The organism is Microtetraspora niveoalba (assembly GCF_001570405.1).
Classification (GTDB): Bacteria; Actinomycetota; Actinomycetes; order Streptosporangiales; family Streptosporangiaceae; genus Microtetraspora; species Microtetraspora niveoalba.
Genome location: NZ_BBYM01000018.1, coordinates 180162 through 205701, shown reverse-complemented (window position 1 = coordinate 205701; position 25540 = coordinate 180162). Strand labels below are relative to the sequence as shown.

22 protein-coding genes are annotated in these 25540 nt (G+C 71.9%); 17 read left to right on the top strand and 5 right to left on the bottom strand.

Annotated features, from left to right (window positions below; translation table 11 throughout):
• Nucleotides 1-4 precede the first annotated feature (4 nt).
• The 11 genes from AWQ70_RS41310 to AWQ70_RS19075 all read left to right on the top strand — a co-directional run bounded on the left by AWQ70_RS41310 (nucleotide 5) and on the right by AWQ70_RS19075 (nucleotide 12923).
• Nucleotides 5-691: a penicillin-binding transpeptidase domain-containing protein gene (locus tag AWQ70_RS41310; RefSeq protein ID WP_067177902.1), complete on the top strand. Its 687-nt coding sequence runs from the start codon at nucleotides 5-7 to the stop codon at nucleotides 689-691.
• Between the two features lie 218 nt (nucleotides 692-909).
• The gene (locus AWQ70_RS19120) at nucleotides 910-3111 is read left to right on the top strand and encodes an Ig-like domain-containing protein (protein ID WP_157530174.1); all 2202 of its coding nucleotides are present in this window, start codon (nucleotides 910-912) and stop codon (nucleotides 3109-3111) included.
• 308 nt (nucleotides 3112-3419) lie between these two features.
• The gene (locus tag AWQ70_RS19115; RefSeq protein ID WP_218004586.1) at nucleotides 3420-4535 is read left to right on the top strand and encodes a GntR family transcriptional regulator; all 1116 of its coding nucleotides are present in this window, start codon (nucleotides 3420-3422) and stop codon (nucleotides 4533-4535) included.
• 50 nt (nucleotides 4536-4585) lie between these two features.
• Nucleotides 4586-5878, top strand: a complete 1293-nt coding sequence (locus AWQ70_RS19110) for an extracellular solute-binding protein (protein ID WP_067177895.1) — start codon at nucleotides 4586-4588, stop codon at nucleotides 5876-5878.
• Nucleotides 5875-6807 (top strand): carbohydrate ABC transporter permease, encoded by a 933-nt coding sequence (locus AWQ70_RS19105; RefSeq protein WP_067177892.1) that lies wholly within the window; start codon nucleotides 5875-5877, stop codon nucleotides 6805-6807. Before AWQ70_RS19110 ends, AWQ70_RS19105 begins: the two co-directional genes overlap by 4 nt.
• Nucleotides 6800-7612: a carbohydrate ABC transporter permease gene (locus AWQ70_RS19100; RefSeq protein ID WP_067177890.1), complete on the top strand. Its 813-nt coding sequence runs from the start codon at nucleotides 6800-6802 to the stop codon at nucleotides 7610-7612. The genes AWQ70_RS19105 and AWQ70_RS19100 overlap by 8 nt, the downstream gene beginning before the upstream one ends.
• A gap of 31 nt (nucleotides 7613-7643) precedes the next feature.
• Nucleotides 7644-8651: a Gfo/Idh/MocA family protein gene (locus AWQ70_RS19095; RefSeq protein WP_084517388.1), complete on the top strand. Its 1008-nt coding sequence runs from the start codon at nucleotides 7644-7646 to the stop codon at nucleotides 8649-8651.
• The gene (locus AWQ70_RS19090) at nucleotides 8648-9418 is read left to right on the top strand and encodes a sugar phosphate isomerase/epimerase family protein (protein WP_084517386.1); all 771 of its coding nucleotides are present in this window, start codon (nucleotides 8648-8650) and stop codon (nucleotides 9416-9418) included. The genes AWQ70_RS19095 and AWQ70_RS19090 overlap by 4 nt, the downstream gene beginning before the upstream one ends.
• Complete coding sequence (locus tag AWQ70_RS19085; protein WP_067177885.1) at nucleotides 9415-10860, top strand: beta-N-acetylhexosaminidase; 1446 nt, start codon at nucleotides 9415-9417, stop codon at nucleotides 10858-10860. The genes AWQ70_RS19090 and AWQ70_RS19085 overlap by 4 nt, the downstream gene beginning before the upstream one ends.
• Nucleotides 10847-11872: an NAD-dependent epimerase/dehydratase family protein gene (locus tag AWQ70_RS19080; RefSeq protein WP_067177883.1), complete on the top strand. Its 1026-nt coding sequence runs from the start codon at nucleotides 10847-10849 to the stop codon at nucleotides 11870-11872. Before AWQ70_RS19085 ends, AWQ70_RS19080 begins: the two co-directional genes overlap by 14 nt.
• 1 nt (nucleotide 11873) lies before the next feature.
• Nucleotides 11874-12923 carry a dihydrodipicolinate synthase family protein gene (locus AWQ70_RS19075; RefSeq protein ID WP_067177881.1) on the top strand — a complete coding sequence of 350 codons (1050 nt, stop codon included), beginning with the start codon at nucleotides 11874-11876 and terminating at the stop codon, nucleotides 12921-12923.
• Between the two features lie 78 nt (nucleotides 12924-13001).
• On the opposite strand, the gene AWQ70_RS19070 is transcribed toward AWQ70_RS19075, so the two are convergent.
• Nucleotides 13002-14228 (bottom strand): MFS transporter, encoded by a 1227-nt coding sequence (locus tag AWQ70_RS19070; RefSeq protein WP_067177876.1) that lies wholly within the window; start codon nucleotides 14226-14228, stop codon nucleotides 13002-13004.
• A gap of 59 nt (nucleotides 14229-14287) precedes the next feature.
• Between AWQ70_RS19070 and AWQ70_RS19065 the strand changes: the two genes are divergently transcribed.
• On the top strand, nucleotides 14288-15307 hold the full coding sequence (locus AWQ70_RS19065) for an ArsR/SmtB family transcription factor (protein ID WP_067177873.1): 1020 nt from the start codon (nucleotides 14288-14290) through the stop codon (nucleotides 15305-15307).
• A 50-nt stretch (nucleotides 15308-15357) separates the two neighbouring features.
• Here AWQ70_RS19065 and AWQ70_RS19060 read toward each other — a convergent pair whose 3' ends face one another.
• Entirely contained in the window at nucleotides 15358-16503 is a 1146-nt protein-coding gene (locus AWQ70_RS19060) for a mandelate racemase/muconate lactonizing enzyme family protein (RefSeq protein WP_169808705.1), read from the bottom strand.
• A 254-nt stretch (nucleotides 16504-16757) separates the two neighbouring features.
• On the opposite strand from AWQ70_RS19060, the gene AWQ70_RS19055 reads away from it, so the two are divergent.
• Entirely contained in the window at nucleotides 16758-17522 is a 765-nt protein-coding gene (locus AWQ70_RS19055; protein WP_157530173.1) for a hypothetical protein, read from the top strand.
• Nucleotides 17523-17644: 122 nt separating this feature from the next.
• Here the strand turns inward: AWQ70_RS19055 and AWQ70_RS19050 are convergent, their stop codons facing one another.
• Nucleotides 17645-18313, bottom strand: coding sequence for a hypothetical protein (locus tag AWQ70_RS19050; protein WP_067177870.1), 669 nt, complete (start codon nucleotides 18311-18313; stop codon nucleotides 17645-17647).
• 391 nt (nucleotides 18314-18704) lie between these two features.
• Nucleotides 18705-21500: an ATP-binding protein gene (locus AWQ70_RS19045; protein ID WP_157530172.1), complete on the bottom strand. Its 2796-nt coding sequence runs from the start codon at nucleotides 21498-21500 to the stop codon at nucleotides 18705-18707.
• A gap of 201 nt (nucleotides 21501-21701) precedes the next feature.
• Between AWQ70_RS19045 and AWQ70_RS19040 the strand changes: the two genes are divergently transcribed.
• Together AWQ70_RS19040 and AWQ70_RS19035 are read left to right on the top strand one after the other, a co-directional pair.
• Nucleotides 21702-22058, top strand: a complete 357-nt coding sequence (locus AWQ70_RS19040) for a VOC family protein (RefSeq protein ID WP_067177867.1) — start codon at nucleotides 21702-21704, stop codon at nucleotides 22056-22058.
• An 80-nt stretch (nucleotides 22059-22138) separates the two neighbouring features.
• A complete protein-coding gene (locus AWQ70_RS19035; protein ID WP_067177865.1) occupies nucleotides 22139-22750 on the top strand; it encodes a VOC family protein in 612 nt (203 codons plus the stop codon).
• A 31-nt stretch (nucleotides 22751-22781) separates the two neighbouring features.
• On the opposite strand, the gene AWQ70_RS19030 is transcribed toward AWQ70_RS19035, so the two are convergent.
• The gene (locus AWQ70_RS19030; protein WP_067177863.1) at nucleotides 22782-23219 is read right to left on the bottom strand and encodes a polyprenyl synthetase family protein; all 438 of its coding nucleotides are present in this window, start codon (nucleotides 23217-23219) and stop codon (nucleotides 22782-22784) included.
• On the opposite strand from AWQ70_RS19030, the gene AWQ70_RS19025 reads away from it, so the two are divergent.
• Together AWQ70_RS19025 and AWQ70_RS42405 are read left to right on the top strand one after the other, a co-directional pair.
• Nucleotides 23218-23670, top strand: coding sequence for an iron chaperone (locus tag AWQ70_RS19025; RefSeq protein ID WP_067177861.1), 453 nt, complete (start codon nucleotides 23218-23220; stop codon nucleotides 23668-23670). The genes AWQ70_RS19030 and AWQ70_RS19025 overlap by 2 nt on opposite strands.
• Before the next feature lie 1069 nt (nucleotides 23671-24739).
• Nucleotides 24740-25450, top strand: a complete 711-nt coding sequence (locus AWQ70_RS42405; protein WP_084517382.1) for a DUF222 domain-containing protein — start codon at nucleotides 24740-24742, stop codon at nucleotides 25448-25450.
• Nucleotides 25451-25540 lie beyond the last annotated feature (90 nt).

Here is a 25540-nt window from a genome sequence, read left to right as displayed (position 1 = left end):
CCGCATGCAGGCGGCGGCGGACCGGGCGGTCAGGAAGTGGGTCCACGCGTCCGACGACCCGGTCGCGGCCGAAGCCCTCGTCCAGCCCGGCACCGGAGCGATCAGGGCGATGGCGGCCAGCCGGAGCTTCGGCCGGAACGAGGCGAAGCGCGAGATCTCCTACAACGTCGTCGCGGACGTCGCGCACGGGGGCGGGGCCGGCTTCCAGGCCGGCTCGACCTTCAAGACCTTCACCCTCGTCACCGCGCTGCGCCAGGGCATGAGGCTGGACGACGGCTTCACCGCCGGCGCCGGTTACCGCGCCCCCGACTACGCGGCGTTCAAGAACTGCAAGGGCGAGAACGTCGGCGACCCGACCCACACCGTCCGCGGCGTCACCGTCGGCGGCCGATACTACGGCGCGGTCCTCGGCGCCACGATCCCGGGCCCGATCTGGAAGGACACGATGCTGGGCGCGCTGAAGGGCGTGCCGCCGACACCGTTCACCCCCATCGACACGGCCCGGTTCGGCGGTTGCGAGCAGAGCTGCCGGCCTACGCCGCCCTCCGCCGGAGAGCGCCGAGATCCCGGAGAGCGCCGAGATCCCGGAGAGCGCCGAGATCCCGGAGAGCGCCGAGAGCCCGGAGAGCCCGATGAGCCCGGACTCGCGGGCGGCACGGGAGACACCGGAGACGCCGCAGGCGCCGGGTGATCGGCGCCGGGTTGAACGGGGCGGCGCGGCGGGGCAGGCCGTGCCGCCCCGTCCCGTTCCGTCCGGTCGCGGGGGCGCAGGCGCAGGCAGGACGGGGTGGCAATTCATTCCATTTTTATCCCCTTGTATGAGGGCTATGGTTTCGCCAACTCACGGATTCATCTGTACGGATATTTCATAATCCGGCCTAAATTCATTCCTGTGGAGGTGGCATTCCTGTGCCTGCTGGCCTTCTGAGGACCGCCGGGGCGCTCGTGCTCGCCCTGGCGGTCATGCCGACGGTTCCGGCCGCCGCGGCGGATCCCCCGTCGGTGGTGATCGACTCCTCCGAGACCGCCCCCGGCGTCGTACGGCTCGCCGGGCGCTTCACCGGCGCGTACGACGTGAACGTGGTGGTGAACGGCGAGCGGATCGAGCGCGCCAGGGTGAGCGACCCGGACGCCGACGACACCGGGACGTGGACCTACGACCTGGACACGAGCGACATCGACGGCGAGATCGAGGTCTACGCCAAGGCCACGGTGGCGGAGACGCGGTACGGCACCTGGTCGGAGCCGCTGCGGCTCAAGGTCGACAACCCGCGGGCCAGGGCGCCGAAGGTGTCGATCGCCGAGCCCGCCGACGGAGCGCGGCTCACCCGGCCGACGCTCGTACGGGTGAACGTCGCCGGATCGGACGTCCGCTCGGTGCGGATCAGGGTCAACGGCGGCTCGTGGCTGCGCGCCTCCGGCGCGAAGGGGCGGTACGTCGCGCTGGTGAACCCGGCGAAGTACGGCGACGTGATGGCGAGCCTGGAGGCCGAGGCGGTCGACGCGCGCGGCCACGTCTCCCTGTCGGCCAGCACGTACGTGGCGCTCGGCTCCGCGAAGAAGGAGCGCCCGGTGCCGCACCGGCAGGACCGGGCGATGTGGATCTGGGAGAAGGCCTCCTACAACCTGGTGCTCAACCCCGGCTCCCGCCGCCTGCTGGAGACCGTCCTCGCGCCCGGCTCGACGATGTACCTGGGCGTGGACACGTACGCGGGGCGCGACATGATCGAGGACGCGCGCCCGGAGCTGCGCGACCTCGTGGCCTGGGCGCACCGCCGGGGCATGAAGGTGCACGCCACGGTGGCCGGCGGGACGCGCCCGCCCTACCTGGGGGCGCTCGCCGGCTATCGCGACCGCGCCGTCGGGGAGATGGAACGGGTCCTCGACTACAACTTCTCGTCGGCGCCGGACGAGCGCTTCGACGGGATCAACGTCGACATCGAGCCGTACATCCTGCCGTGGTTCAACAGTGCCAAGCCGGACGTGCAGGTCCAGTGGCTGGACACCCTGCGGGCGATGATCGCCCGCAGGGACGCGTCCGGACAGCCGCTGCTGTTCGGCCCCGCCGTGCCGCGCTGGCTGGACACCTCCGCCTGCTGCACGGACGTCGCCTACGGCGGGACCACCCGCACGATGGCCGAGCACATCCAGGACATGGCGGACTACGTCGCGATCATGGACTATCGCGACCAGGCGGACGGCGGCGCCGGCATCATCGCGCAGGCGGCCGGTGAGATCGCCTACGCCGAGCGCATCGGCAAGCCGATGTCCGTGGTGGTCGGGGTGGAGACGCTCGACATCGCCACCAGCGGCGACCCGTCCAGCATCACCTTCCGCGAGGAGGGCAGGGACACGATGGAGGCCGAGCTGGCGAAGGTCTACCAGGCCTTCTCCGGCAGCCCGGCCTTCGCCGGGGTGGCGCTGCACCACTACGACTCCTACCGGGAACTGCCCACGATCTGGGGTCCGTCCGGAAAGTCGCCCGAGCCGCCCGCCGACTCGGGGCCGCCCACCGGGGTCGGCTCGCCGCCGAAGGCGGTCGCGTTCGACCACGCCACCGTCGATCTGACCTACGGCAGGGCGCACGACGACACCGAGGTCGGCTTCTACGAGGTGCACCGATCGACGGATCCGGCGTTCACCCCCGGGCCGGACACCCTCGCGGGCCGGGCGCGCGGCCTGACCCACACCGACGCCGGGCTGCTGCCCGGCACCGCGTACACGTACCGGATCGTGCCGGTGGACGTGGCCGGGCACCGCGGTCCCGCGTCCGACCCGGTCACGGTGACCACCGGGACCACGGACCTGCGTCCGATGGTGGTGGAGTCGATGGCCGTCACGGTGGAGGGCGGCGTCGCGCGGGCGCGGCTGCGCGTCGTGGACAAGGAGAGCGGGGAGCCGGTGGCCGCGACCGTGCGCGGCCGGTTCACCTTCTCGGCCGGCCGCTACGTGACGGTGACGGCGAACGCGGACGGCTGGGCCACCGTGACCTCGGAGGCGCTGAAGCAGCCGACGGGCGAGGTCGGGTTCGCCGGCCACCGCCTGACCGCTCCCGGCCACTACTGGGCCGCCGCGTACGACAGAGACCGGGACGTCACCGCCCGCTGGTGACGCCCGGAGCGGCATGAGTGCGGCGGCGACCCCCTCGCGGGGCGCCGCCGCCGGGCGATCGCGATCACACCCGGATCCGGGCAGGCCGCCGGTGACCCGTCACCGGCCGCCTCCGCCCGTCGATGACGCCTGCCCGCGAAGGGCCCGGCGCGCCGCGCGCGGAAGGGCCGCCTCCCGCCGGAGGCGGCCCTTCGTGCCCCCGAAATGGCGTGAATTCATTCCTTTTAACGGCGAAATAGGGAGTGAATTTAGGGTTGACATTACCGACATATGACCAGAAGAATCCCGTCATGGAGCCACCCGATGGAATGAATTCCCTCCCAAGGGGACGGCGATTCCGCACCCTGGCCGCCCGCCTGCGGCAGGAGATCGTGCAGGGTCGCTGGCCGGTCGGCGGCAGGCTGCCGACCGAGGCCGAGCTGGCGCAGACCTACTCGGTCGGGGTCAACACCGTCCGGCGCGCGGTCGACCTCCTGGTCGAGGAGGGACTCGTCCGGCGGCGGCAGGGGTCGGGCACGTTCGTGACCTCCTCCGCCACCACCGGAGCCAGGCCGCGGCTCATCGGAGCGCTCGTCCCGTCGAACACCTACTACTTCCCCCAGATCGTCCAGGGCATCGAGCGGGCGGCCACCGCCGCCGGAGTCCAGCTCGTGCTCGCCTGCTCCAACTACGATCCCGGCGTCGAGCTCGCGCAGATCCAGCAGCTCGTCGACGTCGGAGTCGCGGGCCTGCTGCTGGTGCCCAACCTGCACCTCGCCGCCGACCCCGCCGCCCACCTGGCCCGCCTCGCCGAGCTGCCGGTGCCGTACGTGCTGGTGGAGCGGAGGCCGGAGGCCCCCCGCCCGGCCGACCCGACCTCCTACGTCTGCACCGACGTGCACGGCGGCGGCTACGCGGCGGTCCTGCACCTCAACGGGCTCGGCCGCAGCCGGATCGGCTACCTCGGCCGGATCGGCACCGCCACCTCCGAGCAGGTCTTCGCGGGATACCGCCAGGCCGTCGCCGACCTGGGGCTGCCGGAGATCCCGGAGGCCGTGGCGCGGCAGCCCGTCTGGACCGGGCCCGACATGCTCGCGTACGCCAACGCCTGCGTGACGGAGAAGGTCCGCGCGGTGGTGTGCCTCGGAGACCGCGAGGCGACCGCGCTCCTGCCCTACCTGCGCCGGGTCGGCCTGACCGTCCCCGACGACATCGCGGTCGTCGCCTACGACGACGAGGTCGCCGACCTGTCCGAGGTGCCGCTCACCGCGGTGTCGCCGCCCAAGGCGGAGGTCGGCCGCATGGCGACCGAGGTCCTGCTCCGCAGGATCGAGCTCGGCTCCGCCGCCCCCGTCTGCCGTGTCGTGCTGCAGCCCCGCCTGGCCGTGCGCGCCTCCTGCGGCGCCGCCGCCGGCGGCCTCGTCGAGGTCCGCGTCCCCCGGTGACGCCGGCCGTCATCCTCACCCCCTTTCCCCCCTTCCGCTGGAGGTCCCCAATGAGAGCGCGCAAGCTCGCCGCCGCCGCGGCGGCCGTCCTCACCGTGGCAGTCACCGCGTCATGTGGCGGCGCGGCCGACGACTCGGGAGCGGTCACCCTGCGACTCGGTTTCTACGCCGCCGCCGGTGACGCGGCCGACACGACCATGCGGGAGCTCGTCAAGGAGTTCACGGCCGCCAACCCGTCGATCAAGGTGCAGCTCGAGGTCGCGCCGTACGTCAAGTTCTTCGAGAAGCTGCGCACCCAGATCGCGGGCGGGCAGGCGCCGCAGGTGTGGCTGTCCGACGGCGTGCTCGTGCAGGAGTTCGCCGCCCGCGGCGCCCTCGCCGACCTGAGCGACCGGGTCAAGACCGTGAACGCCGACGACTACTCCGGCATCGAGCTGAACCGGGACGCCAAGGGCCGGATCTACGGCTTCCCGCAGGGCGCCCAGACGCCGGTGCTCTTCTACAACAAGAAGCTCTTCGCCGACGCCAAGGTGGACGCGCCGACCGCCGACTGGACCTACGACGACCTGGCCGCCGCCGCCAAGAAGCTCACCAAGGACACGAACGGCGACGGCAAACCCGACACGTACGGCTTCCGCGCCTACTCGCCGGGCTTCACCGAGAGCTGGTGGCCCATCATCAAGGCGTTCGGCGGCGACATCGTCACCGACGAGAACCGCAAGGTGGTGATCGACAGCCCGCAGTCGAAGGCCGCGCTCGACTGGATGCTCGGCGCCATGGGCAAGGACGGGTTCGCCCCCGACTACGCGTACACCCAGGGCCTCGGCAAGGGCGTCGTCCACACGCTGTTCGCCACCAGCCGGGTCGCGATGTCGTACGGGATCTACGCCCGCACCCTGCCCGCGGTGAGCGCGGGCGTCGACTTCGGGGTGGCGCCGATGCCGAAGGGCCCGGCCGGGCGCGGCAACGTCGCGATCGTGAACTCGTGGGTGGTCAGCAAGGCGGCCTCGGCGGCGCAGGCCGACGCGGCGTGGAAGTGGATCACCTTCTTCTCCGGCGAGGGCCCGCAGAGCAAGTGGGCCGAGCTGGGAGAGGCGATCCCGATCAACAAGAAGGCCGCCTCCGCCGCCCTGCCCGCCGACCGCCGCGAGGCGTTCCTCGACTCGCTCGACGCGGCCACCGACCTCGGCGCCAACGCCGTGTGGTCGGAGTACACCGAGGCCCTCGCCAAGCGGGTCGACGAGGGACTGTCGGGCACCTCGCCCGTCGACACCGCGCTCGCGACCGGGCAGAAGGAGGCCCAGGAGGTCATCGACCGCTTCTACGCGGGACAGACGCAGTGACGGTACTCACGCGCAGAGCGGGGAAGGCGGCCGCCGAACAGCGGCCGCCCGCCCCGAAACGGCACTCGGGGGAGCGGATCTGGGCGTTCGCCTTCGCCTCGCCGTACCTGCTCCACCTGGTCGCGCTGGCCGCCTGGCCGCTGCTGGCCTCGCTGTTCTTCAGCATGACCGACTACGACCTGGTCTCCGAGCCGAGGTTCGTCGGGTTCGGCAACTTCACCCGGATGTTCGGCGACGATGTCTTCTGGCGGACGCTCGGCAACACCGCGTACTTCGCCGTGCTGTTCGTGCCGACGCAGACGGCCCTGGCCCTGGGCCTGGCGATCGCGCTCAACCAGCGGCTGCGCGGCATGGCCCTGTTCCGGGCCGCCTACTTCGTCCCGGTCGTCTCCTCATGGGTGGTCGTCGCGTACGTCGCCGACGCCGTCTTCAACCCGCAGACCGGCCTCGCCAACCAGGTGCTCGATTTCTTCGGGCTGCCCGCCGAGAACTGGCTGCAGGACCCGGCGCTGGTCATCCCCACACTCGCGGCGGTCGCGGTGTGGAAGGGCGTCGGCTACATGATGGTGCTCTTCCTCGCCGGCCTGCAGGCCATCCCGGAGGAGCGCTACGAGGCGGCGAAGATCGACGGCGCGTCCGCGTGGAACCGGTTCCGGTACATCACCCTGCCCGGCATCTCCGGCACCACGTTCCTGGTCCTCGTGCTCACCTCGATCGAGACGCTGCAGTCGTTCGAGCAGGTCTTCGTGATGACCGACGGCGGTCCGCACGGGGCGAGCGAGCTGACCGTGCTCCACCTCTACCGGCAGGGTTTCCAGTTCTTCCAGATGGGCTACGCCTCGGCCATCGCGTGGGTGCTGTTCGTGCTGGTGCTCGCGCTCACCCTGGTGCAGTTCCGGCTCCAGCGCAGATGGGTGCACTATGCGTAAGACCCTCTCCTACGTCCTGGTCACGGCGGGCGCGCTGGTCATGCTGGTGCCGTTCGTGGCCGCGCTCAGCAACTCGCTCAAGAGCTTCGCGCAGTACATCCAGGTGCCGCCGACGTGGATCCCCGACCCGGTCCAGTGGGACAACTACGCGGAGGTGTGGCGGCGCACCCCGTTCGGGCTCTACCTGACCAACAGCATCGTGATCGCGGTGCTCGCCGTGGTCGGCAACGTGCTCACCAGCGCCATGGTCGGGCACGCGCTGGCCAGGATGCGGCTGCCCGGCAAGCAGGCGCTGCTCACCATGGCCCTCGGCACGATGATGCTGCCGACGGTCATCACGATCGTGCCGAACTTCCTGCTGTTCCGCTCGCTGGGCTGGCTGGACACCCTGGCGCCGCTCATCGTGCCGTACTGGCTGGCCACGCCCATCGGGATCTTCCTGATGCGGCAGACCTTCCTCGGCATCCCCAAGGACTTCGAGGAGGCCGCGAGCCTCGACGGCGCCAACCCCTGGCAGGTGTTCTGGCGGATCCACCTCCCGCTGGCCAAACCCGCCCTGGCCACGCTCGCGGTCTTCACGTTCACCACGTCGTGGAAGGCCGTGCTCGAACCCACCATCTATCTCACCTCGCCCGAGAACTACACGCTGCCCGTCGGCGTGCTGAGCCTGAAGGGCCAGTTCGTCGGGAACGACCAGCTCGTCACGGCCGCGGCGATGATGAGCCTGCTGCCGATGCTGGTCGTGTTCGTCCTGGCCCAGCGCTATTTCGTCCGCGGAACCATGTCCGCGGGACTCAAGGGCTGAAAGCGCCCCCATCCGAACCGGAAAGGAAATCGTGACAACATCATCCGGGCTGCGCCTGGGCGTCATCGGCGCGGGCACCATCGCGGAGTTCCACGTGGCCGCCGCCCGCCGCGTCGCCGGGCAGGCGAAGGTCGTCGCGGTGTGCGACGTGCGGGCCGAGGCGGCGGAGAAGCTCGCCGCCGAGGCCGGGGCCCGCGTCTTCACCGACCACCGGGCGATGATCGACGCGGGCGGCCTCGACGCGGTCGTGATCACCGTCCCGCACGCCCTGCACGCCCCGATCACCCTCGACGCGGCGGCGGCCGGGCTGCACGTCCTCGTCGAGAAGCCGGTCGCCACCACGCGCGAGGACGCCCTCCGCATGATCGACGCCTGCCGCGCCGCCGGCGTCGTGTTCGCGGTCGGGCACGTGCTGCGCTTCGTCCCGACGCTGCGCGCCGCGGCCGCCTATCTGGCCTCCGGCGAGCTGGGCGGCGTCGTGGTGGCCTCGGAGCGGCGCACCGCCGACTACGCCGACCCGTCGCGCCCCCGCTGGTTCCTCGACGCCGGCATGGCCGGAGGCGGCATCGTCCTCAACGTCGGCACCCACAGCATCGACAAGCTCCAGATGCTCGTCGGCTCGCCGATCGTCGAGGTCACCGCCCACACCTCCGCGCCCGCGGCCGGATCGGTCGAGACGGAGGCGGTCGCCCTGGCGCGGCACGCCGACGGCACGCGGTCGACGATCTCCGTCACCGGCACCGGCCTGCCGTTCACGGACGAGGCCGAGATCGTGTGCGGAGAGGGCGCGGTACGGATCAGCCGCGGCGAGGGCGTCTGGTCCTTCCGCCGAGGAGTCGCCACCCAGGTGGCCGCGCCCGAGCCGGGCGAGATGGCCGCGGCCTTCGCCGCGCAGCTCGCCGACTTCGCGCGGGCCTGCGCGGAGAAGGGCACGCCCGAGGTCACCCCCGAGTACGCGCTGTCGGTCCTGGACGTCGCCCTCGCCATGTACGAGTCATCCCGTCAGGGCTCCGCCATCACAGTGAAGGGACAGATGTGAACCCCCTCGCGTTCAGCACGCTCGGCATGCCCGGCGCCCCCGCCGGGGACGTCATCGCGACCGCCTCCCGGTACGGCTGCGCCGGCGTGGAGCTGCGCTGCGCCGACGGCGAGATCATCTCGCCGGACACGCCCCCCGGAGAGCTGCGCGAGATCGCGCGCGTCTTCGCCGCCGCCGGAGTCGAGATCGTCGCCGTCTGCTCCTACACCAGGATCGCGCGGCCCGACGGCGACCCGGTGGCCGAGGTGCTGCGCCACGTGGAGATCGCCGAAGCGCTCGGCTCGCCGTACGTGCGGGTCTTCGGCGGCGTCGAAGGGCAGGCCGACCCGGCCGCCGCCGCGACTCGGAGGCTCGCGGAGGTGGCCGAGCGGCTCCCGGACAACGGCGTCGACGTGCTGCTGGAGACCCACGACGTCTTCCTCACCGGCGCGGCGATCGCCGGGGTCCTGGCCGGGGTCGGCTCGCCGCGCGTCGGAGCGCTGTGGGACGTGGTCAACCCGTGGCGGGCGGGGGAGCCGGCGGACGCCACCGCGGACGCGCTCGCGCCGTACCTGAGGCACGTGCAGATCAAGGACGCGGCGTCGCCCACCGACCTGGCGCCGGTGCTGCCCGGGAAGGGCGCGGTGGGCGTGCCCGGCGTGCTCGCCGAGCTGGACCGGATCGCATACTCCGGCTATCTCGCGCTCGAATGGGAGCGCGCGTGGTACCCCGACGCGCCACCCGTCGGCGAGGCGCTCGCCGCCTTCCGCGAGGTGCTCGGGCGATGATCCCGCAGGTCGCCTCGTTCACCCCCGGCGAGGGACTGTTCCCGCTGGACCGGCGCGCGCGGGTGACCGGCCCGCACGCCGCCACCGCGCGTGACCTGCTCGGGCTGGCCCCGGACGGCGACGGCCCCGGGGAGATCGTCCTCCGCCTCGTGGACGACCCGTCTCTCGGGGACGAGGGGTACACGCTCGCCGTCACCCCGGAAGGGGCCACGATCGCCGCGGCCGGGGCCGCCGGGCTGCGCTGGGGCGTCCAGACGCTCCGCCAGCTCCGCGGGCCCGGCGGGGTGCCCTGCTGCGCGGTGCGCGACGTGCCCAGGTACGCCTGGCGCGGCGTCATGATCGACGTCGCGCGCTGGTGGCGGCCGGTCTCCTTCCTGCGCGCGTACGTGGACCTGCTGGCGCTGCACAAGTTCAACGTGCTGCACCTGCACCTGACAGACGACCAGGGCTGGCGGTTCGAGGTGCGCGCCCACCCGCGGCTCACCGCGGTCGGGGCGCAGCGCGCCGAGTCCCCGGCGGGCCACGCGCGGGACGGCAGGTTCGACGGGACCCCGCACGGCGGCTTCTACACCCAGCGGGAGCTGCGCGACCTCGTCGCCTACGCGGCGGCCCGCGGCGTGACCGTGGTCCCCGAGATCGAGTTCCCTGGGCACTCCCAGGCGGCGATCGCCGCCTGCCCGTGGCTCGGCCACCCGGCCGCCGAGCCCGTCCGGGTCCGCACCTCGTGGGGCATCTCCACGCACGTGCTCAACGTGAGCGACCGCGCCGCCGGGTTCGCCCGCGACGTGCTCGACGAGTTGTGCGAGGTGTTCCCGTCCCGGTTCGTCCACATCGGGGGCGACGAGGTACGCGGCGACGAGTGGGCCACCAGCCCCGAGGCCGCGCGGCGGGTGGCGAGCGCCGGGCTCTCCGGCCCGGCCGCGCTGCTCGGCTGGTGGGGGCGGCTCCTCGCCGACCACCTGCGCGGGCTCGGCCGCCGCGCCGTGGCCTGGGACGACATGCTCGACCACGACCCGCCGGAGGACATGGCGATCATGGCGTGGCGGGGCGTGGACCGCGTCGAGGCCGTCCTGCGGGCGGGACACGACGTGGTCGCGGCGCCGCACACGCACACCTACCTCGACTACGCCGAGTCGGACGGCCCCGGCGAGCCGGTCAGCATCGCCGGGCCGCTCCCGCTGGAGACCGTCTACGGGTACGACGCGGGGGACCGAGTCCTCGGCATGCAGGCCCAGCTCTGGGGCGAGTACCTCCCCACGAGGGAACGTTTCGACTACAACGCCTTCCCCCGGCTCTGCGCCGTCGCCGAGGCCGCCTGGTCCTCCGGCCGCGATCTCGGGGACTTCACCCGGCGGCTGACCGCCCACCTGCCGCTCCTCGACGGGCTGGGCGTGGGCTACCGGCGGCCACACCACGAAGGAGCGCCACATGTTCACCTCTGAGCGGGAGCTCGACGACCGGCTGGCCACCCCGTCGGCCGCGCTGGTCGCCGACGCCGGCCGGCTCGACGGCGACCTCGTCGTCCTCGGCGCCGGCGGCAAGATGGGGCCGAGCCTGGTCCGGCTGGCCCGGCGCGCCCTGGACGCCGCCGGACGCGGCTCCACCCGCGTGTACGCGGTCTCGCGCTGGTCCGACGACGACGCCGCGCGGGCGCTGACGGACGAGGGCGTCGACGTGGTGCGCCACGACTTGATGGACGGCGACGACCTCGCCGCGCTGCCCGACGCGGCCAACGTCGTCTTCATGGTCGGCGCCAAGTTCGGCACGTCGGCCGCGCCGTACCAGGCGTGGGCGGTCAACGCGGCGCTGCCCGCGGCGGTCGCGCGGCGCTACCGCGACTCGGCGATCGCCGCCTTCTCCACCGGCAACGTGTACCCGCTGGTGGACCTCGCCTCCGGCGGCAGCGCGGAGGAGGACCCGCCGGGGCCGGTCGGCGAGTACGCGATGAGCTGCCTCGGCAGGGAACGCGTCTTCGAGCACGCCGCCGCCGCGTACGGCACCCGGGTCGCGATCCTGCGGCTCAACTACGCGGTGGACCTGCGCTACGGCGTGATCGCCGACATCGCCGCGGCGGTGGCGGCGGGCGAGCCGGTCGACGTCACCACCGGGCACGTCAACGTCGTGTGGCAGGGGTACGCGAACGAGGTCGCGCTGCGCTCCCTGCTGCACGCGCGCGCCCCGGAGGCGTTCACGCTCAACCTGACCGGCCCCGAGACGGCGTCGGTGCGGCGGACCGCCGGCAGGATCGCCGCCGCCCTCGGCGTCGAGGCGGCCTTCACCGGCCGGGAGAGCGGCACGGCGCTGCTGAACGACGCCTCCCGCTGCCACGGCCTGTTCGGCTACCCGGACGTGCCGCTGGACACGCTGATCGCCTGGCAGGCCGAGTGGTTGTCGCGCGGGCTGCCGCTGTCCGGGAAGCCGACCAAGTTCGCGGTGCGCGACGGGAGGTTCTGAGATGCCGCTCGACGTGCTCACGGAAGGGACGGTCATCCCGTCCCGCCCGCTCGACCTGCTCGCGGAGGGCACGGTCATCCCCGCCCACCCGCTCGCGCTGACCGCCGGCCGCACGCTGGACGAGCGCCGGCAGCGGGCGCTCACCCGCTACTACCTCGCCTCGGGGGCGGGCGGCGTCGCCGTCGCCGTACACACGACCCAGTTCGAGATCCGCGAGGCGGGGCTGCTCCGGCCGGTGCTGGAGATCACCGCCGACGTGGTCGCGAAGGAGGCGGGCCGCCCCTTCACCCTGGTCGCCGGCGCGTGCGGCGACACCGCGCAGGCGGTCGCCGAGGCGGAGCTCGCGGCCTCGCTGGGCTACCACGCCGTGCTGCTGTCGCCGAAGCTGCCCGGCGCCGGCGAGCCGGAGCTGCTGGAGCGGGCCAGGGCCGTCGGCGAGGTGCTGCCCGTCATCGGCTTCTACCTCCAGGAGGCGGTGGGCGGCCGCAGGCTGAGCCCGTCCTTCTGGCGCTCGCTCGCCGAGCAGGAGTCCGTCGTCGCGATCAAGATGGCGCCGTTCGACCGCTACCGCACGCTCGACGTGGTCAAGGCCGTCGCCGAGTCCGGGCGGGGCGGCGACATCGCGCTCTACACCGGCAACGACGACAACATCCTGGCCGACCTGCTCACGCCGTTCGGGGGCCGCTCCGTCGTCGGCGGGCTGCTCGGCCAGTGGGCGGTGTGGACCCGCGCGGCCGTGCTCATGTTCGAGGAGGTACGGCGCGCCCGGGCCGGGGACGACGAGGTCCTGCGCTCCCTGCTCGGCCGCGCCGCCGACCTCACCGACGCCAACGGCGCCGTCTTCGACGTGGCGGGCGGCTTCCACGGCTGCATCGCCGGGGTCCACGAGGTGCTGCGCGGGCAGGGCCTCCTGGCCGGCACGTGGTGCCTCGACCCCGCTGAGGGGCTGTCTCCGGGGCAGGCCGAGGAGATCGCCCGGGTCCGCGCCGCCTACCCGTGGCTGGTGGACGACGACTTCGTCGCCGCCCACCTGGACGACTGGCTGCGCTGACCGCCGGGGACCGCGCCGTACGTCCGGCCCGGGACGGGACCGTCGTCCCGGCCCCGGGCCGGTGGCGGGAATGAGCGCTCACGGCTCGCGGCGCAGCGGCGAGAAGAGGATCGGCACCCAGCTCACCGCGAGGATCAGCGCGCCCAGCCACATCGGCGCCCGCACCCCCCACAGCTCCCCGAGCACTCCGGCGAGCAGCCCGCCGAGTCCGAGCGCGCCCATCAGGAGCAGGCGCATCGTCGCCGTCATCCGGCCGAGCATGTCGTCGGGCGTGACCCGCTGCCTCAGGCTGACGAGCAGCACGTTGTTGATCCCGACCCTGAACATCAGCGCGAACCACGCCGCGGTCGCCGCCCACAACAACGGCCCGCGGTCGAGGAACGGGACCACGAACGCCGGCGGCGAGGTGACCAGAGCGACCACCCACACGGCCCGACCGGTGCCGAGGCGACGGCCGATCAGGTGCGCGGTGGACGACCCCGCGAGCACGCCGAGGCCACCGGCCGCCAGGTAGGCCCCGACCACCCACTCGGGCAGCCCGAGCAGATCCACGATGAGTACGGGCAGCAGGACCGAGCAGAGCGGGAACGCCAGGTTGGCCATCGAGCCCTGCACCAGGGCCGCGGTGAGCACGGGACTGCCGAACACGAAGCGCACGCCGGCCGAGATCTGCCGCGCGACGGGCGGGCGCGGCGTGCCGGGCGCCGCCTGGACCGGCTCCCGGACGCGGCGCAGCCAGGCGACCGACCACAGGTAGCTGAGCGCGTCGAGCAGGATGGCCGCAGGCGCTCCCGCCGCCTGCACCAGCACACCCGCCAGGCCGCGCCCCGCGACGTCCATGCCCGCGTTCGTGCCGACGAGCAGCGAGTTGGCCGACGTCAGCCGGTCCCGCCCGACGATGCCCGGCACGAGGCTGAGCGAGGCCACGTCGAACAGCAGCGTTCCCGCGCCGACCAGCACGGCCACCAGATAGAGCTGCGCCATGGACAACCATCCCGCCCACCAGGCGACCGGCACGGACAACAGGACGAGCGCCCGTGCCAGGTCGGTGGCCAGCATCACGGGACGCCGCCTGACCCGGTCCACCCAGGCGCCGGCTGGCAGTCCGAGGACCAGCACCGTGAGCGTGCTCAGCGCGCTCAGCAGGCCGACCTCGGCGGGGCCCGCGCTCAGCGCGGTGACCGCGAGCAGGGGCAGCGCCACGTAGCTGATCTGGCTGCCCGCCTGGCTGATCGCGCCCGCGACGTAGAGGTTGCGGAAGCCGGGAAGCCGCAGCAGGGGAGTCTCCGCCTGGGTTGCCGTCATGCCGCAACGATGCTGATATGTCCCCCGGAAGGGCCATCGATTAAGTGGGGCGCGAATCCATGACGCTGGAGCTGACGTTCACCACCCGCGACATCGCCAACCTCCGCTTCGCCGTCTCCCCGCTGGGCGAGGTCGTCGCGAGCGTCCGCGTCGTGAAGAACCCCTCGGCCCACCCGCTTCTCCGGCCCTGGGCGGAGCAGGTGCGGCGGCGCCTGGCCGACGTGGACTGGCGCCTCCTGTCGGACCTCGTGCCGGTCCCCACGATCTCGATCGCCGGCTTCACCTGCACCCCGCCCGCCACCTCCATCCCCGACCTGGAACTGGAGCTGGCCACGATGCGGGCCGCGGCGGACCGGGTCCGCACCGATCTGGAGGTCGCCGCGCCCCCTCGCACCAAGCGCGTCGAGGCCCTCTACGCCGACCCCGCCAAGGGCCTGGAACGCCTGGCGCGGGAGGTGGAGGACTACTGGGCGGCGGCCATGGCCCCGTACTGGCCCAGGATCAGGTCCCTGCTCGAAGGGGAGATCCTCTACCGCGCCAAGCTCCTGGCCGAGGGCGGCGCGCAGCGCATGCTGACCGACCTCGACCAGAGCGTGACCTGGCACGACGGCACGCTGCGCATGGAGCACCGCTACGTGTCGGGGACCCGTTCACTGCGCGGTCTCGGGCTGTTGCTCGTGCCCTGCGTGTTCGCCTGGCCGCGGGTCTTCTCCGTCACGACCCCGCCGTACCAGCCCACGGTCCGCTACCCGCCGCGCGGCATCGGCACGCTCTGGGAGCGCCGCGGGCTGGACCCGCCGCGGGCGTTGGCCGCCGTGCTCGGCAGGACGCGGGCACGCCTGCTGGCCGAGCTGGACCAGCCCGCCTCGACACGCGACCTGGCCCTGCGCGTCGGGCTCTCCGAGCCCGGCGTCAACCAGCACCTCACCGCGTTGCGCGACGCCGGTTTGTGCACCGCGCACCGCACCGGGCGCTACATCCTCTACGCCCGTACGGCGACGGCCGAGGCCCTGCTGGCGGGCGGTGGTGCCGGCGAGACGCCCGTGTCCGGGGCGGGCGGCACTCCGCCCGCCGGCTGAACCCGCCCCGGAGACGCCGACCCGCCGGCCCGGCCCCGAACCGCTCCCGGTCAGACGCTCCAGTGCGCCGAGGTGAGGGCGCGCACCGCGTCCTCGTCCACCTCGACGCCGAGGCCCGGACCCGTCGGCACCAGAGCGGTGCCGTCGACCACCTTCACCGTGCTCCCCCCGACGTACGCCGAGTGGACGAACTGCCGCCCGTTCAGATCGACGGGGGTGTCCACGCCGAACGCGGCGAACAGGTGCAGCGAGGCGGCGAACCCGAGATCGGTGTCGGTCAGCCCCGACCCCATGATGCGCAGCCCAGCGTCCTCGGCGAGCTGGCACAACCGGCGCGAGAGCGTGAGCCCGCCCGACCGCTGCACCTTGGCGATGGCGATGTCCACCGCGTCGAGCTTCACGAACGTGGCCAGGTCGGACGGGTGGCGCAGGCTCTCGTCCAGCGCCACCGGCAGCGGGCTGCGGTCGCGCAGCCTGCGCAACCCGGTGATGTCGTTGGCGGGCAGCGGCTGCTCGAACGCCGACACGTCGAACTCGGCGAGCCTGCGCGCCATGCGCAGGGCGCCGTCCACGGTGTAGGCCTGGTTCGCGTCCACCCAGATGGGCGCGTCCGGCGCCGCCTCGCGGACCGCCGCCACGACTGAGACGTCCGTCGCCTCGTCGTGCAGGCCCACCTTCACCTTGTACGCGTGGTAGCCCTCGGCCCGCCCCTCCTCGACCGCCTGCCGTACCTCGTCGGGGGTCTGCCCGGCCACGATCCAGCCGAGCCTGATCCGGTCGAGGCGGCGCTGGCCCCAGAGCACGCCGAGGGGGACCCCGAGGGCGCGGCCGAGCAGGTCGTGCAGGGCGATGTCGAGCGCCGACTTGGCGATGGGGGAGCCGATCGTCAGTCCCCGGTTGATCACCTTCTCGTAGGCCGCGCAGGCGCCGTCCAGATCCCACGCCGGACGCCCGATCAGCGCCGGAGCCAGATAGCGGTGGATCGTCGTCGAGATCGACTCCACCGTCTCGTACGTCCAGGAGGGCGTCGGGGTCGCCTCGCCCCATCCGGTCAGGCCCCCGGCCGTCACCTTGACGAGGACCCGCTCCGCGGGCTTCCCCGCCGTGGTGACGCTCCCTCCGGAAATGCTGAACGACCTGATGGAGGGCAATTCCACGACGAACGTCTCGACCCGCTCGACGACCAGCGACTCCATGTTTCTCCCGTCGGATGAATTCATTCTTATTTCTTCGCCTTATTGTCCCGAATCTAGCATGTTGGAAATAATTCGCGAATTAGCGGAATGAATTCATCCGATTCATCCGATTCATCCGCGTCGAGCCGGGGCGAGCCGCGTTGAGTCGCGTCGATTCGAGTCGATCACCTCATGCAACCGCCCGGAACGCCCGCCTACAACCGGATTTCCCTCCGGACGAAGTGGCCGTCGAGCTTGATCGTTAGGATGTGCGGGTGCGGACCGTTCATGATCTCCGGCGGCGATGGCTGGACGAGGTGCGACATGTGGTGACCAGGCCCGGCATGTATGCCGGGAGCGGGCGCGAGATGGGGACCGCCGCCGGCACGCTCCTCCAGAACCTCTGCTTCCTCGACGAGCGTGACCAGGAGTGGGAGGACGTCAGAGAGGACCTGTCCCGGTACGGCAAGTTGGGCGTGTACGGACCGTTCGCCGCTCTCTTCGGGGACGAGAACCGCTGCGTGGACGAGGTCGCGTCCGTCTACGCCGAGCGATTCCACCGGCTCGGCTATCTGGCGGTCGATCGGACACTGGACGCGCGGGAGTGGCGCGAGCTGATCGGCGGGGTGCGGGACCGGTTCGACGGGCGGGACGTGCGGCCCGGCGAGGTCGAGGAGGCCTACGGGACGCCGAGCCTGGTCGTCGGAAAACGGGTGCTGTGCTACGCCTCGGCGGACTCGGCCGGGTGGGTGTTCTTCGACTGCTTCTCCGAGACCCCCTCCGCGTACGTTCCCGGAGAAGGGCGTTACGCGTCTACGGTCGGCGACGATCCCCTGGTGCGCGACGTCCGTGTCCCCGCCGACGACTTCGAGAGCGGCCTCGTCCTCACCCTTTACGGCAAGGTGCTCAGGTGGGGGCCGGGCTGGTGGATCCACCACCCGCCCGCCGACGCGTCGCCGGAGACCCGGGCGATCGCCGCGCAGCTACGTGGTGTGGAGGCGGCGGATCCCTCTCGCTCGCTCCGGACCCGTCCCTCGTAGGGCCCGCCGGGAGGCTCGATCACGCGTCACCGCCACCCGCGTCCCGGATCCGACCGGACGCGGAACCACGGGTTGTCGCGGTCGGATCCCCTTCGTCTGGAGTGGCCGCGCGCGGCCGCCGGTCAGGCGCGCTTGGGATAGGCCGACTTGAGCTTGGCCACGGCCTTCCTCGCCAGCTTGAGGGTGTCGTTCCAGTGGCTCTTGCCGTCGGCGTCGAGTCCCTCGATGACGGCGACCGCCGAGCGATAGCGGACCACCACATAGCCGACGTGCAGGAGCACGTTGTCCGCGCCGTTGTACGGCGGCCTCTCGGTGCGTATCTCGAAACCGTGCGCGACGTCGCCCAGCGCGCCCGGCGAGCGTCTGGTGATCTTCAGCATGTCGCGGGTGTCGCCCGCGCCGTCGCACGCGGCGGCGACCCGCTGGGCCGCGGCGGTCATCCGCTTGAGTGCGGCGGAGCCACCCGTATAAACCCGCTCGGTTCCGGACAGCGGACCGAGGATCAGCACTCCCTGCCCCGGCGAGTCGAACGCGGCGTCGAACTTCCTGGCCGCGGACAGGCAGGCGTGGTCGTCCACGTCGAGGCCGGCGAGTTCGACGGGCTCACGTGTCTCGCGGAGCACCCCCCAGCCTTTGCCCAGGTCCTTGCTGGTCAGCAGGGTCTTCTTGAGCTCCGACCGGGTCAGCGGCCGGTCGGCCGGGGCGCCGGACGCGGCGCCCGCGGGAATGGCGACCGCGAGGGCCGCGCCGACCGCCAGCGCGGTGACAAGGATCTTCTTCGTGTGCCTCATGGGGAGACCTCCTCGGCCGGCAATCGGCGGTGAAGCAGGAAGACCGGCCGGTGGCGGTTGGCATCCCCCTCGTTGCGAGAAGGAAGATGCCACGCGGGCTTCCTGTCGATCAGTGGCGACAAGGGCCAACCGTAGTGATCACACGATGTCCTGATCAATCGTCAATCCGCACTGTTTGCTCGACTTTCCTCCGCTGCGTGCGGTGCACGCCCGGCTGGGTCCGGCCAGCCTGGCGCTGTACGACGTCTCCACGCTGCACTTCGAGACCGATGCCGGGGCGGTGTCGGGGTACGCCTGACACCACACGGCCGCAACCGACGCCAACCGGGCGAGTGATAGTCGCTGGGGATGATCTGGTGGATCCTGCTCGGCGACTATCACTCTGGGCTCGTCATGGGTGTCGGGGCAGGGCCATCGGGGCGAAGCCGAGATCGGCCAGCGCGGCCGCGCCGCGCTCGGCGTGGTCGCCGCCGGCGAGCACCAGAGTCCGCGCCGACTGATATCGGCAGCCGGCGGCGTCGAACGCATCTGCCGTGGCGAGCAACCGCTCCTGGTCGTTGTCGAGCAGCGCCTGGGCCCGCTCCACAAGGGCACCGGCGACCGGGTTGCCGGCCACGACGGTCCGAGCCTTGGACACATGGTCGCCGGCATCGGAGCTCCCGGCGAGCACGGCGGCTTCGGCGCGCAGCGCCACGTACCAGTGAAGCCAGATCCAGGTGACCCATTGCCACACCTCGCCGGGCTCGGGGGCCAGCCGCTCCAGCGCCTCCGGTGCCTGCCCGCGGTGGAGCAGAAGCATCGCGTCGAAGATCGCCCCGTAGCCGTAGGTATTCCCCGGTGAGGGGTCGAGCTGATTCAGGACGGCGCTCCATTCGCGGCGGGCATCCTGGTCGTCGCGTAGGCCGTGGATCGTCGCCACCGCGGCCGCCGGCGGACCGAGGACGGACCCGGCGGGGCTGCCCACCCGCTGCCAGGCGTCGAGGAACCGGACGCTGCCGGTGAGCACCTCCTCGACGTTGCCCGCCAGCGCGTCGGCCACAAGCAGCCAGCCCGCGGCACGGTGGCCGACTTCCACCAGCAAGGGGTGATCCGCGAGCTGCCGTGCCCACCGGCGGGCACCCGGAAGGTCGCCGGTGCCGAGGCTGGCCTCGGTGGTCTCGCCAAGCGCCTCGATCAGCTCGTGTGTACCTTCCGGGGTATCCGGTGTGGACGAGAGCAGCGTGATCCGGCGCCGGGCCGTGCCGGCGGCGGCGAACGTTTCACCGGCCCAGCTCTGGGCGCAGGTGAGCGTGTCGAGCGCGGCGGACTCGGCGAGCGGGTCACCCGTGCGGTGAGCGAGTTCGACCGCCCGCTCGGCGCGTGCGATCGTCACCCGGACCGCGTTGTCGTCCAGGCCCTGCGCGGCACCGATCTCGGTGAGCGCCCGCCCGGCCTCGGCCACTGCCACCGCGGCCTGGGCGGCCGGGTCGTCGCCGGCCAGCTCCCGCGCCTGGGTGATGAGCACGATCGCCTCTTCCTGCGGCAGCTTCCCTACGAACTTGCCGGAGAACCGGTAGGCGTTGGCGGCGGCGGTCGCCAGGTCGGCGGCGGCGCCGGCGGTGTCGCCGGAGCCGCGGGCGGCATCCGCGGCCGCGCGGCGGAGGCGGTACATGTCATCACCATGCATCCGGCAGCCGGCCACGGCCGCGGCATGCCGGAGCATCGACGCGCTGGCGGCGGGGTCGTTCGCGAGCGCGGCGGCCTGCTCATAGCGCCCCTGGGACTCGCCGATCAGGTTACGGGTGAAGGTCAGCTCCGCCAGGCGCCGGGCAAGATCGTACGCGTCCGCGCGCTGTTCCGGCCGGTCGGCAGCCCACGCCAGCGCCGCACGCAGATCGTCCGCCACGGCGTCGAACCGGGCCCGCCAGCCCTCCCGTGCCACCGCCAGCTCGGCCGCCTTGGACAGGCACCAGCGAACGTGGCGGGATCGAGCGTCGACCAGCTCACCGGCCTCGGCGAGCCGCTCCACCCCGTACTGGCGGATGGTCTCCAGCGCCCGGTACTCCGTCCCACCCGGGGACGCCGTCACCACCAGCAGGCTCTGCTCTGCCAGCCGGGCCAGGCCGTCGGCGACCAGGCCTTCCTCGTTCCCGGCCACCTCCGCCGCCGCCGCGGCGGTGAACGGCGCCACGAACACCGCCACCCGGCGCAGCAGCGCCCGGTCGGCCGGCTCCAGCAAAGCGTGGCTCCAGTCCAGCGCCCCCCGTACCGAACGGTGCCGCTCATCGGCACGGGAGCCGCCGGTCAGCATCCGCAGCGGGTGGGACAGGGCGGCGGTGATCCCGTCCAGCCCGAGCGTGGAACACCGGACGGCGGCCAGCTCGATCGCCAGCGCCATCCCGTCCAGCCGCTCACAGATGGCGGCGATCTGGTCGCGCAGTGCGGGATCCAGCGACCGGCCCACCGCCGCCGCCCGCTCCATGAACAACGCGACCGCGTCCGACTCACCATCAACGGGCAGCGACAGCGGCGGGACCGGATACACCCGTTCGAACGGCACCATCAGCCGTGCCCGGCTGGTCGCCAGCACCGTCACTCGCGGGCACGTCGCCAGCACTCGCTCGAGAAGCAGCGCCACCCCGTCCACCACGTGCTCGCAGTTGTCCAGCACCAGCAGCGCATGACGGTCGGCCAGCGCGGCGACCACGGACTCGGTCATGTCACGGCCCGGCTGCTCACCGAGGCCGAGCGACCCGGCGACCGCGGTGGCGACCAGGTCCGGATCGGTGACGGGGACCAGGTCGACGAACCACACGCCGTCGAAGTACGCGCCGGCCGCTTCCGCGGCCACCGCCAACGCCAGCCGGGTCTTGCCCACTCCGCCGGGACCGACCGCGGTCACCTGACGGTGCGCCTTGATCATCTCGGTCAGCTCGGCCCGCTCGTCCACCCGGCCGACGAACGAGGTCAGCGGGGCCGGCAGAACCGGTGCCGGATGCGACGGAGCGGCGCCGGCCGACGTGGGCGCGCGCTGGGCGAGCGCCCGCCGATCCGGCACCTCCAGCTTGCGCAGCAGGGAGGAGACGTGACTCTCCACGGTACGCACCGAGATACACAGCCGTGCCGCGATCTCGGCGTTGCTGAGATGGGCCCCGATCAGTTCCAGCACCTCGGCTTCCCGAGGCGAGATCTCCACTTCTGTCACCACTGCCCCAGTTTGCCGCATCCCCCTCAGCACCTCATCCGCGATGGCCACCGTGCGATCCGTGCGCGATCCGTGCCGTCGATCCGTGGCCGGGTTCCGTGGACAGGTTCCGTACTCACCACGGATGCGGACCCCCTGAGCCGGAAGCGAAGCTGTGAACACGCGAACAGCGAGTCGATGCGACCACGACCAACAGGAGCGACCATGACCGGCTCTTCCACCCAGGGAATCAAGACCGTGCTGCACCCCGTGTCCGACCTGGCCAAGGCCAAGGCGGTGTACGCGGCCCTGCTCGGCATCCCGCCGCAGACCGACTCCCCCTACTACGTCGGCTTCGACGCCGAGGGCCAGCACATCGGACTGGTGCCGGACGGTGGACCGCAGGGCATGACCTCGCCAGTGGCCTACTGGCACGTGCACGACATCGAGGCGAAGCTGGCCGAGGTGACCGCCGCCGGGGCCACCGTGAAGGAGGCCGCGCACGAGGTCGGCGGCGGCCGTCTGGTGGCCACCGTCACCGACCCCGACGGCAACGTCCTCGGGCTGATCCAGGACCGGTGAGCGCCGGCCCGCCCCTGCTCTACCCGCCGCGCGGCCGCGGCCGGCAAGACAACGAACCCACCTCGATCAAAGGACCTGCCATGACCTCCTTCGAATCCGTCATCCTGGAAGCTCCCGACCCCGCGGCCGCAGACGCCTTCTACGAAGCCTTCGGTCTGGGCCCGTACGTGAACGTACGCGCCTCGGACGCGCCGACGACCGGCTTCCGGGGGTTCGCGCTGTCGCTCGTGGTGTCCCAGCCGGGCAACGTCGACGCCCTCATCGGAGCCGCCCTCGACGCCGGCGCCACGACGCTGAAGCCGGCCACGAAGGGGTTCTGGGGCTACGGCGGCGTCGTCCGCGCCCCGGACGGGACGATCTGCAAGATCGCGACCTCGAACAAGAAGGACACCGGCCCTGCCGTCCGGCACATCGAGCAGGTCGCGCTCCTGTTGGGAGTGGTGGACGTCAAGGCGAGCAAGCGGTTCTACGTCGATCGCGGCCTGGCCGTGGCCAAGAGCTTCGGCGGCAAGTATGTCGAGTTCGCGACCCCGTCGTCGACCGTCACATTGGCGCTCTACCCGCGCCGCGCGCTCGCCAAGGACACCGGCGTCTCCCAGGAGGGCAGCGGATCACACCGGATCGTGATCGGCGGCGATGCCGGGCCCTTCACCGACCCCGACGGATTCGTGTGGGAGGCCGCATCCGTCTGAGGCACGCGGCGAGACGACCTCGGCAGCATCATCACGGCAGGTACAGGCCGGTGGGGCCGAGGTCATCCAGGAAGCCAACGGCGTGCACGGCCGGGCGCCCCCGGCGCATCGGGGCGTCGTCCTCCACGTCGTCGACGACGATGCTGCCCGTGTGCAGCAGCTCGACCAGCGCGGTTAGCGCAGCCGTACGGCGTTCGCGACTGCGCTGCTCGCGATCCTGCGGCAACTCGACGAGCCGGCGCTGGTTTCGCCCCTCCCCGCACCGCATCCAGGCTTGACGCGAGGAGAGCGAACTGCCCGGCCGCGAGCTGATGCGCGACTGCAGCTGAGCCGGCTGGTCTGACGCCTCGGCCGGGCACGCCGCCTGACCGAGGATCCACGGTCCGGTGGCACCGGCCCCGAACAGAGGACCACGAGGTCCCTTCTCAAGACTCCGAAAATCAAGATCCTCAAGGAGGAAATCTGCCATGAGCAGCACCGAAAGCAGCACCTACCAGGGATTCACGGCCGAGGAGCGGGCCGCGATGAAGGAGCACGCCCAAGAGCAGAAGAATGCGGCGCGCCGCACCTCACGTGCGGACAAGGCGGCGCAGGACCAGCGGGACGTACTCGCGAAGATTGCCCAGATGCAGGAATCGGACCGGATCATGGCCGAGCGCGTCCATGCCGTCATCACTGCCAGCGCCCCGACCCTCGCGCCGAAGCTCTGGTACGGGATGCCCGCCTACGCGCTGGACGGCAAAATCGTCTGCCACTTCCAGAGCGCGGCGAAGTTCAAAACACGCTACGCGACGCTCGGGTTCAGCGACCAGGCGAACCTGGACGACGGCACGATGTGGGCTGCCGGTTTCGCCCTGACCGAAGTGACGCCCGAGGTGGAGGCGCGGATCAGTGCGCTGGTGAAGCAGGCGGTGGGCTGAGGCGTGCCCAGCGGCTAGCCGGGATAGTGCCCGCTCGCCCCACGACTTCGTTTCCGGATCCTCTCGGCCTGCTCGCCGATCACCTCGCCGTGTGTTCCAGGTTCGTGCCGCATGTTCCAGGTTCGTGAGAAAACCCTTCATCGGATCGGGGGCGATCCCGCTGTAGTCCGCTGACAACGGTTGTGGTTGTGGCCCGCTGGCAGTGGTCCGGTGGCCGGGGACACGACCCCGCGCTCTCTCCACCGTAAGACCTGTTTCATCGCCATAGTTCAGGGCTTTTCTTGGCAGGGGGTGTCGTGGGGGAGGGTCGTTCATTCGGCGGGAGTCGCGATCCCGGGTGACCCGAATTGAGGGCGAGAGCAAAAGGGATAAATAGCACCACATCACCAGCAACCCCCTGTGGAAAACTCGCCGATCGCCCGGCCCCGGGATGCAATAATTCGTGCAGGAGTTCGGATAAATGAGTGGAGGGGGTGAACATGAAGCAGTCATTCGGGTCGTTCGAGTTCTCGACCGAAAAGCCGTCACGCCGCCCGGTCGGAGGGCCGTGTGACGAGGCGTGGTGGGATCACGTGGCCACGCTGGGAGTCGCTCAGGCTGATCGCGCTTCGGACGGAACGTCGGCGCTCGCTCTCGATGACGCGCTCGACAGCTTCTTCACTCCCGCCCCCGGCGGTTTCCCCGGCCTCTCCGCAATCGTCCCCGGCGTCCCGGCCGATTCCACCTACGCTTCCGCTTCCACGCCTTCCGCGCGTTCCTCTGATTCCGCCGACGCTTCCGATTCCGCCCATGGCTCCTGTTCCGCTTCTGCCTCCGACTCAACGGACGGCGGTTTCGGTTCAACCGTTGGCTTGGGGTCCGTCTGCGCCTGTGATTCCACCGAGGTTGCCGGTTCTGGTTGTGCCTCCGATTCAACGGATGGCTGCCATTCCGTGGATGTCTTTGGTCGTGTTGTCGAGGAGGGCCGCGTTCCTGGCCGGGGCGGGGGCTTGCCTGGCTCGGGTGAGGACAGGTCCCGCGCGGCTGGTTCCGGGGACGATATGGCCCGCCGCGCCGGCAGCGCCGCGGGATGCGGTGGTCCGGGAGGTGGCAGTGCGGCAGGAAGTTGGAGCGGTTGCCGGTGGTGGGTGAGCGGTTCGCCCGGGGGAGCTTGTCGGAGGGGCAGGTGACGGCGATCTGCGCGGCTACCGGCCGGTTGACCGATGAGCAGGCGAGGCTGGCCGAGCCGATTTTGGTGTCGCTGGCGGATCGGGCGACTCCTGCTGAGGTGGCTCGTGCTGGTCGTTATCTGCATGCGGTGCTGAATCCCGATGGCGGCGAGGATGAGGCGGACGCGGATTATCGGCGGCGGTTTTTGTTGGTCAGGGAGAGTTCCTCGGGTGGGCTTGAGGGGGAGTTCCGTCTTCCGCGTGAGGCGGGGGCGCGGTTGCGGGCGTTGCTGGATGCGTATGCCAAGCCCAGGGCTGTGGGGGATGATCGGCCGCTTCGGGTGCGTAACGCGGACCCGACGACATGCCGCCGTCGCCCGAACGCCCCTCGGACACGCCACCGCCATCAAGCACGTCACGGTCGGCGGAACCGCTGCCGAACACGCCATCACCGGCCGCAGCAGCGCCAGGCGCATCAGCGTCAGCGGAGCCGCTGCCGAACACGCCGCCACCGGCCGCAGCAGCGCCGGGTACCTCACCGTCAGCCGCGCCAGAGTCGGGCGTGCGGTGCTTCGCCGCGCCCGAAGGAGGCGAAGCACCCCTCAAAGCATCAGCAGACGCGGACTCGCTGACAGACCAGCCTCCAGCCGATGAACCGCCGGTGGCGTGGGCGCTGCCCGCGGGGCTGCTGTCCGGCCGCAGACTCCCCGGACTGCTGCTGG